Origin of the sequence: Nocardiopsis sp. RV163 (assembly GCF_001029525.1) — a bacterium.
Taxonomy (GTDB): domain Bacteria; phylum Actinomycetota; class Actinomycetes; order Streptosporangiales; family Streptosporangiaceae; genus Nocardiopsis; species Nocardiopsis dassonvillei.
Genome location: NZ_LEKI01000007.1, coordinates 43,579 through 59,850 on the forward strand (window position 1 = coordinate 43,579; position 16,272 = coordinate 59,850).

Consider the following 16,272-nt stretch of genomic DNA (forward strand, 5'->3'; position numbering starts at 1 on the left):
GGACCACTTAGCACGTACGTGGTCACCTAGTCTGATGGGGTGGGTCAGGGGACATTGCTTCAAAGAATCAGCCAACTGGTCGTCGTCGGCGTCGTCGCTGGACTCCTCGTCGCCGCGCTCGCCCTCCCCGCCGTCGGGGGACTGGGCATCACGGCGCGCAACGTGGCCAGCGGCTTCCTGGAGATGCCCAGCAATCTGGAGACTCCGCCGCCTCCTCAGAGATCGACGATCTATGACAGCGAGGGCGGCGTCATCGCGGAGATCTTCGACCAGAACCGCGAACTCGTCGAAATCGAGGACATCTCGCCGGTCATGGTCGACGCGATCCTCGCCATCGAGGACGCCCACTTCTACGAGCACGGCGGCATGGACGTGTCGGGCACGCTGCGCGCCGCGCTCCGCACGCTCAACGGCGACACCCAGGGCGCGTCCTCCATCACCCAGCAGTACGTCAAGAACGTCCAGATCGAGGCGGCCACCACCCAGGAGGAGCTGGAGGAGGCCTCCGAGACGACGATCGCCCGCAAGATCCGGGAGCTGCGCTACGCCGTCGCCCTGGAACAGCGGATGAGCAAGGACGAGATCCTCGAGGGCTACCTCAACATCGCCTACTTCAGCGACGGCGCCTACGGGGTCGAGTCCGCCGCGCAGCACTTCTTCCAGGTGCCCGCCAGCGACCTGGAGCTCCACCAGGCCGCCACCATCGCGGGCCTGGTCCGCTACCCCTACCTCTACAACCCCCGTTTCTTCCCCGAGCAGACCACCGACCGCCGCAACGTCGTGCTCGACCGCATGGCGGCCACCGGTGCCATCACCGAGGCGGAGGCCGAGGAGGCCAAGCAGGTCCCGATGGAGGTGGAGGTGTCCACCCCGCCCAACGGCTGCGTGCCCAGCGACCAGCCGTTCTTCTGCGACTACGTGGTCCAGGAGATCGAGAAGGACGAGCGCTTCGGCCAGAACGAGACCGAGCGGGCGCGCTGGCTGCGCACCGCCGGACTCCAGATCCACACCACGCTCGACCCGCAGACCCAGGTGTCGGCGCAGGAGGCCGTGGACGAGTGGGTCCCGCGCGAGAACGAGTCCCGCAAGGTGGCCGCCGAGGTGGTCATCCAGCCGGGCACCGGCCACATCCTGGGCATGGTGCAGAGCCGCAACTACGGGCCCGACGAGAGCAAGCTCGGCGAGACCTCCATCAACTTCGCCACCGACGCGGACCGGGGCGGCAGCAGCGGCTTCCAGGCGGGTTCCACCTTCAAGGCGTTCACACTGGCGGCGGCGCTGGCCGAGGGGATGCCGTTCGGCACCTCGTTCAACTCACCGGCCAGTGTGACCGTCTCCGGGCAGCGCAGCTGTAACGGCGGCAGCCTGAGCCCCTGGTCCCCCAGCAACTCCGGTGACACCAACTCCAACACCACGCACAACATGATGACCGGGACGAGGGCCTCGTCCAACACCTACTTCGCGCAGCTCCAGGCGCGGGTGGGCATCTGCGACGTGATGGAGATGACCGAGGACCTGGGGCTGCGGCGCGCGGACGGCACTCTGTTCACCGAGAACGAGAGGACGCTGGCCAACAGCAGCTTCACTCTGGGCAGCGAGGAGGTCTCCCCGCTGCGGGTTGCCAACGCCTACTCGGTCTTCGCCTCGGGCGGAATCCTGTGCGAGCCGCAGGCCATCACCAAGATCATCGACCAGCACGCGCACGAGACGATCGAGATCGAGCCCGAGTGCGAGCGGGTGATCGACGAGGAGGTGGCCGACGGGGTCAGCTACCTGCTGGAGCAGCCCTTCAACGGCGGCACCGCGGCATCACTGGGCATCGGCCGTCCGGCGGCGGGCAAGACCGGTACCACCGACGGCTCGGCCGCGGCCTGGTTCGCCGGGTTCACACCGCAGATGGCCGGTGCGGTCTTCGTCGGCGACCCGCGTGGCCCGCAGCAGTACCCGCTGCGCAACGTCACCATCGGCGACCGGTACTACGGGGTGGTGTACGGGGCGACGATCCCGGGCCCGATCTGGCAGGAGACCATGCGCGGCGCCCACGAGGGCCTGGACGTCGAGCAGCTTCCGTCGCCGCCGTCGCAGTTCGGCTCCACGTCGGCCCCGCGCACGGAGGAGGACGCCAGCCCGGCCAGTGACGACGGCGGCGTGCCGGACGTGATCGGCCGATCCGAGCCGGAGGCGGTGAGCGCCCTGGAGGCGGCGGGCTACACGGTGAACGTGTCCTCGACCCGGGTCCGCTCCCCCGAGCCCGAGGGGACCGTGGCCGCGGTCAACCCGGACCCGGGGACGCGGCTGCCGGAGGGGGCCACGGTCAACGTGTTCCTCAGCAGCGGGGGCGGAACCGCCAGCGGGCCGGAGGACGACGAGGACTGGTTCCCGGTCGCGCCCGCGTCGAACTCCCCCGGCCGGGAGGACGACTGAGGCCTGACACGCGAAGGGGCGGCGGTGCGTGCACCGCCGCCCCTTCGCGTTCCCGCCGTTCCCGCGTGGGGCACGGCCCGTCCAGGCCTTTTCCGGCCGATTCAGGTCATCCGGCGAGCTGGCGCTTGACCTCGGCGGCCACGCGGGCGCCTTCCGCCCGACCGGCGATCCTGGGGTTGACGACCTTCATGACCTGGCCCATGGCGCGGGGGCCGTCGGCGCCGGTCTCGGTGACGGCCTCGGCCACCAGAGACGACAGCTCCTCGTCGGTGAGCTGCTTGGGCAGGTAGTCGGAGATGACCTCGCTCTCGGCCCGCTCGGCCGCGGCCTGCTCGGGCCGGTCTCCCTTGTCGAACGCCTCGGCCGCCTCACGGCGCTTCTTGGCCTCCCGGGTGAGCAGACGGGTGATCTCGTCGTCGCCGAGGGAGCGCGAGGTGCTGCCGGCGGCCTCCTCGGTGGAGATGGCGGCCAGGACCATGCGCAGGGTGCCGGTGCGCACCTTGTCACGCGCCTTGATGGCGGTGGTCAGGTCGTTCTTGAGACGGGCTTTGAGTTCGGACATGAGCCGATCCTACGGCGGGGCGTCACGGGGCCACCAACGGTTTGCGCGCGCGGACGCCGTTCGGGCAGAGCTCACATCCGTGCGGCGGCCCGCGACGGGGATTCGCACACGCGTGCTCCGTGGATCTGCGACGATCTCTGTGACGACGAAGGAGGGCGATGGGCGCCGACAACAGACGAATCCTGCGCCGAGTGGGGCGCGCGGCCGCGATCACGGGCGCCGTCGGAGCGGCGGGGCTGGTCTACGCCTCGGTCATCGAGCGCAACTGGTTCCGGCTGCGCCGTTACGAGCTGCCCCTGCTGCCCCCCGGCAGCCCGCGACTGCGGATCCTGCACCTGTCCGACGCGCACCTGACGCCCGGCCGGAAGATGCTCATCGAGTGGATCCGGGGGCTGGAGGCCCACGAGCCGGACCTCGTGGTCAACACGGGCGACTCGCTGGCGCACCCGGACGCGGTGGGGCCGTTCACGGAGGCCCTGGGGCCGCTGCTGGACCGGCCGGGCGCGTTCGTGTACGGGTCCAACGACCTGTTCTCGCCGCAGCCGAAGAACCCGGCCCGCTACCTGTGGCGGACCAGCAAGACCGACTACAACAAGCGCCGGACGCCGGACCTGCCCTGGCGCGAGCTGGGCGAGGCCATGTCCGCGGCCGGGTGGCTGGACCTGAACAACCGCAGGGGCGGGCTGAAGGCGGGCGGACTCGACGTCGCCCTGGCCGGGGTGCACGACTCGCACATCAAACTGGACAGGTACGAGGAGGTCGCCGGACCTGCCGACCCGTCGGCGGACCTGCGCCTGGGCGTGCTGCACTCGCCGGAGCCGTCCAACCTGGACCGGTTCGCGGCCGACGGCTACCAGCTCCTCCTGGCCGGGCACACGCACGGCGGCCAGCTCTGCCTGCCGTTCTACGGGACCCTGGTCACGAACTGCGGGATCGACCGCAAACGCGCCTGGGGACTGCACGAGTACGGGGACGCGTGGCTGCACGTGTCCGGCGGCCTGGGCACCTCCCCGTACGCCCCGGTGCGGTTCTGCTGCCGCCCGGAGGCCTCACTGCTGGACCTCGTGGCCTCCTCCTGACCCCCCTCGGCGCTCCGGCCGGAAACCGTGCGCGAGCACTCCCGGGCGTCCGCTAGACTTGTGGACGTTGCTTCGGGGTGTAGCGCAGCTTGGCAGCGCGCTTCGTTCGGGACGAAGAGGTCGTGGGTTCAAATCCCGCCACCCCGACAAAGGAACGGGTGTCCACACAGGTGGGCACCCGTTCTTCGTTTTCCCGGGTCCAGTGCTCCCCCTACGGTCCGCTCCCCCAGCGCACACGGCCGGAACCGTCGGCTTGCGGGCTTCCGTGCGTCACCGTTGCGCCAGAAGCGAGAGCCCGGGTCCACGCGCTGGGCGCCTTCGTTCCCGCGGTCCCGGTGGCCCCGATCCGGCCGGACCGACCGCCGCCCCGCCTCCGCTAGACCGAGGCCAGCAGGACGAGGAGGACCGCGCTCCCCGCGGCGACGGGAGCCGTCAGCGACCACCGCACCCACGGCCGGGCGCCCCTCGCGGTCGGGAGTCGCGGCCACCGGTACGCCCCCACCAGGACGGAGGCGGCCAGGAGGAGCAGACCCGCGACCCACGCCCACGGGGTCACCAGATGCCAGAACCCGGCGAGGAACGCGTACGTGAGCGCCGTGGCGCCGCCGGCCCAGTGGGACACCAGCCCCAGGCGGTCGGTGGGACGGCGCCACCAGCGGCCGGGGCGCCGCCGTGAGGCGAACCCCAGGGCGAGGAGACCGGGGGTGAGAGCGAGCAGGACCGTCGCGGTCGCGTAGATCCTCTCGCCCGCCGCGTTGTCGGGGCTCGGTTCGTCGACACCGAGCAGGCGGATGCCGATGTCCTCGCTGAACCGGTGCGTGTTGGACAGGACCACGGCTCCCCGGTCACCGGTGTAGCCGATCCACGCCGTGTGGCCGTTGGTCGTGGCGTTGCCGCCGTGGCCGGTGATCGGCACCCCTGCCAGCGTCTCCACGTACCAGCCGAGGCCCTGTTCGCGGCGCTCGACGTCCCCCGGCGCCACGGGACGCACGGCCGCGGCCCCCGGGGCGGTGCCCTCCATCACCGACGCCAGGAGCAGGCCGAGGTCGCCCGCGGTCGTGACCAGCCCTCCCGACGGACCGGAGGCCTCCGAGCCCTCCGGGACGAGGGGACGCCCGAGATCGGCGTTGTGCACCTGGAAGGGGGCACCGTCACCGGTGGTCCGGATCGCGCTGTCCTCCATCCCCAACGGGTCGAGGATCCGTTCTTGGACGAGCCGGGCGTAACTGGTCCCGGCGTGCGCCGCCAGGGCGTGCCCGAGCAGGTCGATCCCGGTGTTGGAGTAGTGGTTGCCGCCTCGCAGCGCGGGATCGACCCGCACGTCCTCCGCCACGGTCCGCAGGAACTCCTCGACCGACCCGGGCGGGTCCGGGTGGCGTTTGGCCGCGAACTGCCACAACGTCTGGAGCAGGCTGGTCTCCTCCCTGGAGAGGCCCGCGGTGTGCGTGGCCAGCTCCTCCACCGTGACGTCGGCGAGTACGGGATCGGCGAAGTCGACGTCTTCCAGGAGATCGCCGACCCGGGCGTGCGGAGCGAGTTCACCGCGGTCCACCATGTCGGCGAGCAGCATGCCGGGCAGCACCTTGGCGACCGACGCGGAGCCGAACCGGGTGTGTTCCCCCACCGGTTCCCCGTCGGCCCCGGTGCTGCCCAGCCCCGCCGTGCGCACGCGGAGCCCCCCGGCCCCGTCCGTCTCCACCAGCGCGACCGACAGACCGTGGTACCCCGTGGTGTCGGCGATCCCCCCGCGCACGCGCTCGACCAGCTCCGCGTCCCCGTCGGACTCCGCGCCGAGCTCGTAGGGGCGCGGAGCGAGGGCGGCCGCGCCGACGGTGACGAGGACGGCGGTCAGTGCCGTGATCGCCCACCGTCGCGGTCCGCGCGGACGGTGTCGGGCAGAGGGGTCGGACGCGGTCACTCGGGTCTCCTCGTCTCCGGCCGGGTCGTCGGTGATCCGGGCTCGCCCGAACCTACGGCCGCGGACCGCGGCGGAGCACTACGGGTGCGCCCCGTTCCGGAGGTGGGGCGGGGCCCACCCCGGCCAGCACGAAGGCCGGTCCTGCGGGACCGGCCTTCGTCGTGTCCGGGGGCGGACAGGGGGCCTTGCGGGCCGGGAACGCCGCGACCCCGGCCCGGGTGCGGGGAACCGGGCCGGGGTCGTCGGTCCGCTAGCGGATGTTCACGTCCACGCAGGCGTAGAAGGCGTTGTCGGTGTCGGCGACGTTCCAGCGGGCCAGGATCGTGTGGCGGCCGTTGTAGCCGGACAGGTCCACGTTGTGCTGGACGGTCGAGTCGGGCCGCGCCCCGCCGTCGTCGAAGTTGGCGATGCGGTGTCCGCCGATGAAGTACTCCCAGTTGGCGGTGGCGTGCGTGACGGTCAGGGTCCAGGTGAAGTTCACCGAGGTGCCGACCTGGGTGACGTGCCAGCCGTGGTTGTCGTCGTCGAGCTCGGAGAACCGGGAGTTGCCTCCGGAACAGCTCATCAGGCCCTTGGGGCCCTCAACGCTCTGCGGCTCCCACTGGATGCCGCCGCACTCGACCATGCCCGCGGCGCACTGCGCCTGGCGGCTCATGGGAGCCGAGACGTAGCCGTGCGCGCTGGCCGCGCTGGCGGGCATGAGGGTGAAGATCAGAGCGGTGGCCGCGGCTACGGCGGAGGCGGAGCGGATCCTTCTGAGGGTCTTCATTGAACGGGGCCCTTCTCTTCGGGTCACGATCCCGTCCGGCCTCGCGGCACGGTGCGGGGGATTCGTAGCGGGGTGACCCGGACCGTTTCCGGCCCAGGAAGTGGAGTGCGTCCGTGAGGGCTCGGATATTTCCCCCGCGGACACCGGACGTCGTTGTCCCGGCCATTCCGGGCGTCCCCGGAATTTCCTTCCACCTGTTGTCGGTAGACCGTAAAGACCCTGTCACTACACGTCAATACCCCTGCTGCACGCGGGTACGGCGTACCACCGAACCGGTGGCTCGGCCGGTCGGACGCATTCCGGCACTGGTACTGACGGCACTTCCTCCGTTATTCGCGCCGCGAACTGGAAAGACACCTTACAGTAACTATCCCCGGTCTGTTTTAAAACGTCGTGACCCACCGGGCGCCCGAACCGCCTGCCGGACCAGGTCTAACCAGATAGATAGATTCTCCTTACCTCCGCTCCAGCGTGGAACGACGGCGGTCCGCCGGCGGCCCGGCAGCGGCCCCGCGACGGCTCGGCCGCGGGCCCCGACCGGTCGCGCACGCCGCCGCGCGGCCGCCGGTGGGCGCGGTCGACCGTTTCGCGGACAACACCGACGCGCTGACCCGGCCGGAGGTGTTCCGCACCCTGGGGCCGTGAGCCGCGTCCCGGCCGACGGAGCCACCCCCGTGGACGGACCCCCTCACTCCCGCCCCGGGCCCCGGGCAGGAGGAAGCCCGCCGCCAAGCGGGTCGACCGCTCCCCTTCCCGACCGTCCTCGGGCGCCGCGCACGCACGGCCCGCCCCGTCACCGCGGGTGCGCCCGCGAAGGCGCGGCCCGCCCGCACGCGCGGGCGGGGTGCCGTACGATCCCAGGCATGGGCAGACCGTCCGACCGATCACCTCTGCGACGGATCAGCGCGGAGGCCTGCGTCCTCGGCGGCGCGGCGTACGCCGTCCTGCTCCAGATCGCCCACCCCAGCGTCGCCCGCGGGGTGCACGACCACAGCGACTTCTCCTCCCGGCCGTTCGACCGGCTGCTCGGCACCCTCTACTTCGTGTACGGCACGGTCTACGGCACCGAGGAGGAGAGGGAGCGCCTGCACGCCGTCGTGCGGGCGCTGCACCGCAAGGTGAACGGCCCCGGGTACCGGGCCCTGGACGACGACCTCCTGCTGTGGGTGGCCGCCACCCTGTTCCAGACCGCCTCGCGGCTGGACGCGATGGTGTTCGGTGAACTCGGCGAGGAGGATCGCGCCCTGCACCTGCGCGAGGCGTCGGCGTTCGCCACCGCCCTGGGCCTGCCCGAGGAGAAGTGGCCGTCGTCCCCCGAGGAGTTCGCCGCCTACTGGGACGGCGCCCTGGCCCGGCTGGACGTGGGCGAGGAGGCCCGCGCCATCACCGATCGGCTGTTCCACCCGGAGAGCGCCCTCCTTCGCCCGCTGATGCGGGTCCAGCTCCTGCTCACCGGCGGGCTGCTCCCGCCCGAGCTGCGCGAGCGGTTCGCGATCCCGTGGTCGCGGGCGCGCCAGCGCCGCTTCGACCGGATCCTGCGGACGACCCGCGCGGTGTACCCGCACGTCCCCCGGCCGGTACGCGTCCTGCCCGCCACGCTGTGCCTGTGGACCATGCGGCGCGGAACCCTGGGCCCGCGCTGGCTGGGACCGCCGCGGCGCCGTTCGGGTCCGGCGGCGGGGACCGGGACCGGTCCCCGCCGCGGGGCGGGGGGAGCCGTCGGCCGGGACTGACCGCGACGGTCAGCCGAGGGCGGCGGGCGGGTGCTCCTTCAGGGCCTTCCTGGCCTGTTCCGCCTCGGCCAGCCCAAGTTCGGTGAAGATCTCCTCGGCCTGGCCGAGGAACCCCCTCGCCCGGTCCGCGGCCATGACCGGTGCGGGCAGGCGTCCGAGGGCGAGCGCGGCGCGGGCGACCATGTAGCGCTCGTTGCGCTCGACCGCGATGGCGTGGGCCCTCTGCAGCTCGTCCAGGGACTCGCCGTGGCGTCCGGCGGCCGCGTAGGTCATCCCCAGGTCGACTCGGATCTCGGCGTCACCGCTGCGGCGTCCGTGCTGCTCGGCCAGGTCCAGTGCCGTGGCGTGGGCCTCTATCGCCCGGTCCCACTGGTCCGCGGCCCGGTGGGCCAGCCCCAGGGAGTTGTGGACGTAGACCTGGTTGCCCACCAGCCGCAGCTCGTGTGACAGCTCCAGCGCCTCGTTCAGGTCGTCGAAGGCCGCGTCCAGCTCTCCGAGTCCGATACGGGCCTCTCCCATGACGCGCTTGGCGTACGCCCTGGTCTCGTCCCGGTCCTCCCCCACCGACTTCTCCAGGGACCGCCCGGCGCAGTGGAGCGCCTCCCCGTATGCACCGAGCGTCTGTTTCAGGACGGCGAGGTTGCCCCACTGCAACGCCTCCACCTGGACGTCCTTCAACTCGATCGCGTGGTCCAGCACGCCTTGGATGGCCTCCGCGGCGTCGGCCAGGCGGCCGACACGCTCGTAGACCATCCCCAGGTTGGACAGTGCCCGGATGATCCCCCTGCTGTCGCCGATCGCGGTCAGCAGGCCCCGGGCCTCCGTGAGGAGGTCCAGTGACTCGTCGAAGCGTCCCGAGAGGCAGTGGGCGATGCCCAGACCGATGAGGGTCACCGCGCGACCGCGCCGGTTCCCCTGTTTGTCACTGACCTGGAGCGCCCTCTGGTGGGAGCTGATCAGCAGGCCCATCTGGCCGTGCAGGGCGTAGAAGCGCCACACCGCGTCGGCCATCCGCCAGGCGTACTCGCCGTTGTCGTGCGAGGCGAAGTACTCGATCGTGTCCGCCAGGTTCTCCTGGTGCAGGGTGAACCAGTCCCCGGCGTCCTCCCGCCCGGAGAGCTCCGTCCTGTACCCCTGGTTCACCTCGACCGTGTCGTCGTGTGCGCGGGGACCCAGGAGGTCGGCGGCGTGCTGGGCCGTGGCCATGTACTGCTCCGCCAGACGAAGCCTCGCCGCGTCGATATCCCCGGCCGCCAGGAGCATGGCCGCGCGGTCCCGGGAGAAGGCGCCGATCAGGTCGTGCAGGCGGTACACGTCTCCCTGGGGTTCCTCCAGCAGGCACACCCCCACCAGCTCCTGGAGGGTGTCGTCCGCGTCCTCCACGGTCATGTCCAGGAGGGCGGCCGCACCGCCGAGGTCGATCGTGCTGCCGATCATCAGGCCCAGAAGGAGGAAGGTCCGGCTCTGGTCCCGGTTGAGGCTCTGGAACGACAGGTCGATGGCGGCCTCGACGCTCTGCCCCTCGACCTGGAGTTCACGGAACTTCCGGTTCTGCTCACCGAGGCGGCGGGCGACGTGCGCGAACGACCACCTGGGGCGGCTGAGCATCCGACCGGCCACCACCCGCAGGGCGAGGGGGAGGCCGCCGCAGATCCGGATGATCTCCCGGGCCTGGTCCGGTTCGCGCCGTACGCGTTCGTCCCCCAGGACTCGCCCGAGCAGCTCCAGGGAGGACTGCTCGTCGAACACCCCCAGCGACAGGAAGCGCGCGCCGCTGAGCCCGGAGAGCTCGTTGCGGGTCGTGATGAGGGTCATCGACCCCGGAGAGGAGGAGAGGAGCGGGCTGACCTGGGCGTAGCTGAGCGCGTTGTCGAGGATGACCAGGACCCTGCGCCCCATGAGGGTGGCCCTCCACAGCGCCGACCGCTCGTCGAGGGACTCGGGCACGGCCTCGGGGTCGATACCGACCGCGCGGAGCAGGGCGCCGAGCGCGGAGGCGGCGTCGAGCGGCTCCCTGTCCGTCGTGTAGCCGTACAGGTCGATGAACAACTGTCCGTCGGGGTAGCGCTTGGCCGCCTCGTACCCGAAGCGGACCGCGGTGGTCGTCTTCCCCTCGCCGCCGCTGCCCGTGATGACGCAGACCTGCGCGCGGTCCTCACCGGTGCGCGCCACCTCGTCCAACTGGCGCAGGGAGTCGCGGCGCCCCGTGAAGTCGGGCAGGTCCCGGGGGAGGTCGTTGCGCACCACGAAACGCGTTCCGGGTTCTCCGGCCGTCGGGTCCTGGACAGCTTCCTGGAAGTCCTCCTGGAGGATCCGGGTGTGCAGGGCGGTCAGTTCCGGCCCGGGGTCGACGCCCAGTTCGTCGGCGAGCCTGGCCCGGAACTCCTCGTAGACGGAGAGCGCCCTGGCCCGCTCGTTGTCGCGCCACAGTGCCGTGATCAGCAGGTGGTGCGGACGCTCCCTGAAGGGTTCCTCGCTGACCAGGGGCGTCAGCCGGGAGACCACGTCCGAGTACCTGCCCAGCTCCAGGGCGCAGACGGCCCAGGCGACGACGCAGGACCAGCGCTCCTCCCGCAGGGGTGCGACGACGGAGTGGTCCAAGTACTCCGAACCGACACCGGAGAAGGGCAGGCCCCGCCAGCACTCCAACGCCTGTTCCAGCATCTCGACGGCCGCCTTGGGCTCGGCCGAGGCGGCCCGGTCCCGGAGGCTCCGGAAGCGGTGCAGGTCGACCGAATCCGGATCCACGTCGAGGACGTAGCCGCCGGAGGTCGTGGAGATGCTGTCCGGAAAGGCCCTGCGCAGATGGGAGATCTGCACCTGGATCACCGACCGCGCGGTGCGGGGCGGGTCGTCGCTCCAGAGGTAGCCGATGAGCTGGTCGACTGTGACCTCGCGGCCCAGGTGGACCAGCAGCGCTCCCAGCACACAGCGCTGGCGCGGACCGCCGACCGGAACGGGTCGACCGTCTGACCAGACGGTGATGGGGCCAAGTACGCCGAATTCCACAATCAGCAACCCTAGCAAGGGCTATTAGCATGAAATAGGGAATGCGGGCACGCCAACGGCTCCGAGTACCCCCTCCGCCCAGGTACTCGGAGTCACCGTTGGGCTACCCGGAAAAGAGGCTAATTCTCCTGGGCGGGCTTCTCCTCGAGGGGCACGGTCTCCACGGGAGCCTCCTCCTCGGGAGAGGGCTTCGACGGGTCCGGCTCACGGAGGGGACGCATCTTGTCCGCGCGGACCTCGCGGAGGTCGCCGGCGACGATCGCCTCGAACTCCTCGTCCACGGTCAGCATCTTCGGCACTCGGACTCCTCTTCTCACGGCACTGGCGTAGAGCCGCAAGGTAGCCCTACGTCTACGAAGCATCAAGGGACCCCGCCTTCCGGCGGACTGGCCACCCGTGGCGGGTTCCGCCTCAAAGCACACCACGGGTGGCGTGTGTCCAACGAACGTCGCACTGTGTCGGACCCGCGAGCCGTCCTCTCGCGGGTACGAACGCGTCGAACGTGTTCCACACTAGAGAGATCCTCTTCCACCGCGCTTTCAGTCTTCTTTCAGCGCCGAGACCGGTGCGGCGACGGAGGTTCGGGGGCCGCTCCATCATCGACCACCGGGGGCCGCCGGGGCCAGAGATTGGCCGGTTGCGGACGGTCAGTGTCCGTTCACCTGGTGTGCGAAGGCACTCGCGCACGAAGCGCCCGCGGCCCGCGGGTGCGCTTCGACCGGGGAGGAAACCCTGCGTCGGGCCGCTCCCGCTCCCTCTCGGGCCTTCCGGAGAACGGCGGGAACGGACCGAACGTTCCCCTCATCGCCGAAATCCGGAAAATCCCCGTTCCCAGGAGGTCGGGTTTGTTCCCGTCCGCCGGGAAACCCGCGTCCCGGACGCGACGGGTGTTCCCTTGCGAAGCCTTTCGTGCCTCTTGCGTTCTTCCTTTGCGTCCGTGTACCGAACGCTCCCCCGGGCCGGCGCCCCTCCGGAAGAGCACGACACGCCCGGAAGGACACGACGGCCCGAGTGCGCACGCCCTCGGCCGGGAACTCCCTGTGGCACCGGGCACGTACACCGGGAGGAGGGCTGCGCGGGCCCGGTGTCGGGTCATAGGTTGCTAGTGAGCGTGCCGATTGGACGGCACCTGCGGTCCCGGAGGGCGCGAAGTTGGAGGACGTGATGCTGGAGGGCGACGGAAACGGCTGGGTGAGCCTGCCGGACGGAACCCGCAGGTGGGGGATCTACGGCGCGGCCGGGCTGCTGCTGTACGCCACCGACGCCGCCGGAGCGGGCCACGTGCTGCTCCAGCACCGGGCGGGCTGGACCCACATGGGAGGCACCTGGGGCATCCCCGGGGGCGCCCGCAACCGGGACGAGACACCCCTGGAGGCCGCCGTGCGGGAGTTCGAGGAGGAGGTCGAGGGCGATCTGGGCGGGTACAGCCTCCTCGGCGTCCACGAGGAGGACCTGACCGTGTGGCGCTACGACACGTTCATGGCGAGCCTGCCGGAGCTGACACCGTTCCGGCCGGGCAACACCGAGAGCAAGGAGGTGCGCTGGGTGCCGGTGGACTCCGCCGACTCGCTCCCGCTGCTGCCGCCGTTCCGCGCCGCGTGGCCGCACCTGCAAGCGAACCTGGCCTCGGTCTTCTCGGAGAACGGCCGCGGTTCGGGCACTTCCGCGACCGGTTGAGCGTTGGACCCTGTGCAGGGGCCTTCCGCGCATCCGCTCCCCCGGGCCGCACCGGGGGCCCGGGCGGGGTACCGGAGGGCGGTCTCGGGGGAATGTCAGGGGCGGACCCCTGATGCGCTCCGGGCGCCGGCCCCGCATGCTGAAGGGGACGGCCCGGCGCAGAGCGGTCGTCACGCTATTCGACTGGAGCAGTGGACATGACGCTGGAGCGCGGTAACGCATTCACTCCCGTCGCCTCGGCGACGATGATCTGGCCCTGGACCACCTCGGTGCTGGGGGGTGCCGCCGGCGGTGCCCTCTTCTTCCTCCTCAACCTGGGCTCGGGCCTGGGCGCGATCGCCTCCGGCCTGACCGCGGCGGTGATCTTCTTCTCGCTGATCGGCGGCGTGGGCGGCGTGATGAGCGGCAAGGCCGACCGCCGGGGCAAGCGCTACGCCGCCACCTACCCGTTCCGGTACGCGGCCGTGCCCGCCGGGATCGGCGGCGCGGGGTACGCCCTGGTCAGCATCTTCACCGGCTCGATCGTCGGCGGTCTGTTCGGCGGACTGTTCGTCGCGGCGGCGATCTGGATCACCGTTGGCCTCATCGCGATGGTGGTCGGCAACAAGAACGCCTAGGCTCGGTATCTTCCGCCGATGGTGGAAGGCAGATACTCACCTAGGGGAGACAACCGGGCGCCGATGACTGAATCTGCTCGTCAGAAGATGGTCGAGCGGGTCCGCGGGCTCCTCCGCATGGCGGAGGACCCCGCGGTTACTGATGCCGAGAGCCAGGCGTTCACCGCCAAGGCCGCCGAGCTGATGACCCGCCACGCGATCGCCGAGGCCGAGGCCCGCGCCGAGAGGGGCGAGGCGCCGGACGCGATCAGCCGCATGGACTACACCATCTCGGGGGTGGGGGGCCACGGCAAGGCACGGGTGCGCGCGCTGGCCGACATCTCAGCCGCCTACGGGTGCCAGTCCGCGGTACGGGGCAACAACTCCGAGAACACCGAGCGTGTCATGATCCTCGTGGGCACGGTGAGCGCGCTGGACGCGCTGCGGATGCTGCTGCCGTCGATCTCCATGCAGATGGAGGCCTCCGCGAAGTTCATGAGTTCGTCGCACGTGGCCGACATCCGGGAGCTGCGCAACTACACGCGCTCGGAGCTGGAGACCGAGCGCAAGCGCTACTACCGGTCGTTCGTGCGCGCCTACGGGCAGGCGGTGGCCGAGCGCATCCGCGAGTTCCGCGCGCGGTTGCAGGAGATGGCCTCGCCGGGCGGCTCGGGCGGGTCGGGGGAGAGCGTGGACGCCTCCCGCGGCGCGGAGCTGGTGCTGCTCAACGACGTGCACCGGGTGAGCGAGGAGTTCCAGAAGCAGTTCCCGCAACTGCGCAAGCACCGGCCCGAGCGCACGCACAGCGCCGCGGGGTACCGGGCGGGCTACCGGCGGGGGGGCCAGGCCGAACTGGGATTGGACACGCCGGTGGGGAGCGGTGGTTCGTCCGCGCTGAACGAGAACGAGTAGGCCGCTCTCGGCGAAGTTGTCCACAGGCTGTGCACAGCACCGCCCCGATTGCTGTTCTCGCATGTCAGAGGGGAAATGCGAGGGTTCAATCGGGGCGGTTCGTGTGTGCCTGGGGACGATTACCCGGGGTTATCCACAGGAAGGGCGGCCTCCTGTGGATAACTCTGTGGATAAGGTGGCGGCTCGGTTGAGAATGGGTCCATAACCTCTTATCAGGACACCCGCAAAGGCTGAACCAGGTAGCGGAACGAGGGGTTCTCCCCCTCCTTGACCGGCACGTCGGTGAACACGGCGGGTTTGGTCGGCTCGGTGAAGTTGAGGTGGGCGGTGTCGGTCTCCACGCCCGCCAGCCCGTCCATGAGGTAGTCGGGGCGGAAGGCCAGCCGCAGGGGCTCGCCCTCGTAGCCGACCTCGATCGCCTCCACGGCCTGGGCGTCCTCTCCCGACCCCGCCTCCAGCACGACCTCACCCTCGGAGAAGGCCAGCCGCAGCGGGGTGTTGCGGTCGGCGACCAGCGCCACGCGCCTGACCGCTTCCGCCAGGGGCGTCACGGCCACCTCGGCGCGCGCGGAGAACTCCTTGGGGAACCAGGCGGCGTACTTGACGAACTCGCTGTCGATCAGCCGGGTGGTCGTGCGGCGCTCGCCGTTCTCGAAACCGATCATGCCCTCGCCCGGGGAGAGGCTGGCGCCCTCGCCGCCGCTGGCCGTGGACAGGGCGATGTCCACGTTGGACTTGGTGAGCAGACCGCGTACGGTGTCGCTCAGCGTGCGCGCGGGCACCAGGGCGGCCGTGTCCAGGCCCTGGTCCTCGGGGCTCCACCACAGTTCGCGCACGGCGATGCGGTAGCGGTCGGTGGCGACCAGGCTCAGGGTGTCGCCGCTGAAGTCGAGGTAGACGCCGGTGAGCATGGGCAGGGTGTCGTCGCGGCTGGCCGCCGGGGCCACCTGGCGCACGGCCGCCGCGAAGGCGTCCGAGGCGACGGAGCCGATGCGTGCGGGCATGCCGGGCAGAGTGGGGTAGTCCTCCAGCGGCATGGTGATGAGGGTGAAGCGCGCGGCACCGCCGACGATGCGCAGCTTGGGGCCGTCGCTGTCGATGTGCACCGAACCGGAGGGCAGGTTGCGCACGATCTCGGCCAGGAGGCGGCCGGGAACGAGGGCGGCGCCGGACTCCTCGGAGAGGACGTCCACCGAGGCGCGGGTGGAGACCTCGTAGTCGAACCCCGACAGGTGCAGGGAGGCACCGTCCGGGGAGAGCTCCATGCGGACACCCGAGAGCACCGGGACGGCGGGCCGTGCGGGGAGGGCCCGGGCCGTCCAGGCGACCGCCTCAGCGAACGCGTCGCGGTCCACTCGAAGTTTCACGGTGAGGCCTCCTCGTAGCGCTGTCGTCGCCGACAACGTACCCAGTGGTGACGACATTCGCCCCCTCCGGGCGCGGCCGTGGACGGGATACGACCTGCGAGAAGGCGCTGCGAAGCGCTGGCCGGGCACGGCCCGCGGAGGGCGGGGTCCGGGAATCGGACGGGGGCGGCACCGGAACGGGTTCCGGCCGGGCTCTGGGTGCGAGCGGGCCCGGCCGGGAACGTGA

The 16,272-nt window shown here is 71.1% G+C and carries 12 protein-coding genes and 1 tRNA gene; 7 read left to right on the forward strand and 6 right to left on the reverse strand.

The genetic code is table 11. The features are described 5' to 3' along the window. The first annotated feature begins 54 nt into the window (after nucleotides 1–54). Nucleotides 55–2,424 carry a penicillin-binding protein gene (locus tag ABD54_RS02580; protein WP_047867820.1) on the forward strand — a complete coding sequence of 790 codons (2,370 nt, stop codon included), beginning with the start codon at nucleotides 55–57 and terminating at the stop codon, nucleotides 2,422–2,424. Between the two features lie 106 nt (nucleotides 2,425–2,530). On the opposite strand, the gene ABD54_RS02585 is transcribed toward ABD54_RS02580, so the two are convergent. Beyond that, nucleotides 2,531–2,986: a GatB/YqeY domain-containing protein gene (locus ABD54_RS02585; protein WP_047867821.1), complete on the reverse strand. Its 456-nt coding sequence runs from the start codon at nucleotides 2,984–2,986 to the stop codon at nucleotides 2,531–2,533. Between the two features lie 158 nt (nucleotides 2,987–3,144). On the opposite strand from ABD54_RS02585, the gene ABD54_RS02590 reads away from it, so the two are divergent. Both ABD54_RS02590 and ABD54_RS02595 read left to right on the forward strand, forming a co-directional pair. Continuing rightward, on the forward strand, nucleotides 3,145–4,065 hold the full coding sequence (locus tag ABD54_RS02590; RefSeq protein WP_047867822.1) for a metallophosphoesterase: 921 nt from the start codon (nucleotides 3,145–3,147) through the stop codon (nucleotides 4,063–4,065). A 73-nt stretch (nucleotides 4,066–4,138) separates the two neighbouring features. After that, nucleotides 4,139–4,212: transfer RNA gene (locus ABD54_RS02595), tRNA-Pro, on the forward strand. Between the two features lie 229 nt (nucleotides 4,213–4,441). On the opposite strand, the gene ABD54_RS02600 is transcribed toward ABD54_RS02595, so the two are convergent. Further along, nucleotides 4,442–5,983, reverse strand: a complete 1,542-nt coding sequence (locus ABD54_RS02600; RefSeq protein WP_047867823.1) for a serine hydrolase — start codon at nucleotides 5,981–5,983, stop codon at nucleotides 4,442–4,444. A gap of 250 nt (nucleotides 5,984–6,233) precedes the next feature. Continuing rightward, the gene (locus ABD54_RS02605) at nucleotides 6,234–6,752 is read right to left on the reverse strand and encodes a lytic polysaccharide monooxygenase auxiliary activity family 9 protein (protein WP_047867824.1); all 519 of its coding nucleotides are present in this window, start codon (nucleotides 6,750–6,752) and stop codon (nucleotides 6,234–6,236) included. Nucleotides 6,753–7,615: 863 nt separating this feature from the next. Here ABD54_RS02605 and ABD54_RS02610 point away from each other — a divergent pair. After that, the gene (locus ABD54_RS02610) at nucleotides 7,616–8,485 is read left to right on the forward strand and encodes an oxygenase MpaB family protein (RefSeq protein ID WP_047867825.1); all 870 of its coding nucleotides are present in this window, start codon (nucleotides 7,616–7,618) and stop codon (nucleotides 8,483–8,485) included. A 9-nt stretch (nucleotides 8,486–8,494) separates the two neighbouring features. Here ABD54_RS02610 and ABD54_RS02615 read toward each other — a convergent pair whose 3' ends face one another. Continuing rightward, nucleotides 8,495–11,413, reverse strand: coding sequence for a BTAD domain-containing putative transcriptional regulator (locus ABD54_RS02615; protein WP_235431942.1), 2,919 nt, complete (start codon nucleotides 11,411–11,413; stop codon nucleotides 8,495–8,497). 200 nt (nucleotides 11,414–11,613) lie between these two features. Continuing rightward, on the reverse strand, nucleotides 11,614–11,793 hold the full coding sequence (locus ABD54_RS02620) for a hypothetical protein (RefSeq protein WP_047867826.1): 180 nt from the start codon (nucleotides 11,791–11,793) through the stop codon (nucleotides 11,614–11,616). Between the two features lie 865 nt (nucleotides 11,794–12,658). Between ABD54_RS02620 and ABD54_RS02625 the strand changes: the two genes are divergently transcribed. The 3 genes from ABD54_RS02625 (at nucleotide 12,659) to ABD54_RS02635 (ending at nucleotide 14,679) form a co-directional block, all read left to right on the forward strand. Continuing rightward, the gene (locus ABD54_RS02625; protein ID WP_047867848.1) at nucleotides 12,659–13,171 is read left to right on the forward strand and encodes an NUDIX hydrolase; all 513 of its coding nucleotides are present in this window, start codon (nucleotides 12,659–12,661) and stop codon (nucleotides 13,169–13,171) included. 197 nt (nucleotides 13,172–13,368) lie between these two features. After that, complete coding sequence (locus tag ABD54_RS02630; protein ID WP_047867827.1) at nucleotides 13,369–13,788, forward strand: hypothetical protein; 420 nt, start codon at nucleotides 13,369–13,371, stop codon at nucleotides 13,786–13,788. Nucleotides 13,789–13,875: 87 nt separating this feature from the next. Further along, complete coding sequence (locus ABD54_RS02635; protein WP_047867828.1) at nucleotides 13,876–14,679, forward strand: DUF2786 domain-containing protein; 804 nt, start codon at nucleotides 13,876–13,878, stop codon at nucleotides 14,677–14,679. A gap of 212 nt (nucleotides 14,680–14,891) precedes the next feature. Here ABD54_RS02635 and dnaN read toward each other — a convergent pair whose 3' ends face one another. Continuing rightward, complete coding sequence (gene dnaN, locus ABD54_RS02640; RefSeq protein WP_235431947.1) at nucleotides 14,892–16,034, reverse strand: DNA polymerase III subunit beta; 1,143 nt, start codon at nucleotides 16,032–16,034, stop codon at nucleotides 14,892–14,894. Between the last annotated feature and the right edge of the window lie 238 nt (nucleotides 16,035–16,272).

Coding starts and splice junctions, on each gene's coding strand:
- ABD54_RS02635 (WP_047867828.1), top strand. CDS start 13,876: ATGGTCGAGCGGGTCCGCGGGCTCCTCCGCATGGCGGAGGACCCCGCG.
- ABD54_RS02630 (WP_047867827.1), top strand. CDS start 13,369: ATGACGCTGGAGCGCGGTAACGCATTCACTCCCGTCGCCTCGGCGACG.
- ABD54_RS02590 (WP_047867822.1), top strand. CDS start 3,145: ATGGGCGCCGACAACAGACGAATCCTGCGCCGAGTGGGGCGCGCGGCC.
- ABD54_RS02625 (WP_047867848.1), top strand. CDS start 12,659: ATGCTGGAGGGCGACGGAAACGGCTGGGTGAGCCTGCCGGACGGAACC.
- ABD54_RS02605 (WP_047867824.1), bottom strand. CDS start 6,752: ATGAAGACCCTCAGAAGGATCCGCTCCGCCTCCGCCGTAGCCGCGGCC.
- ABD54_RS02610 (WP_047867825.1), top strand. CDS start 7,616: ATGGGCAGACCGTCCGACCGATCACCTCTGCGACGGATCAGCGCGGAG.
- ABD54_RS02585 (WP_047867821.1), bottom strand. CDS start 2,986: ATGTCCGAACTCAAAGCCCGTCTCAAGAACGACCTGACCACCGCCATC.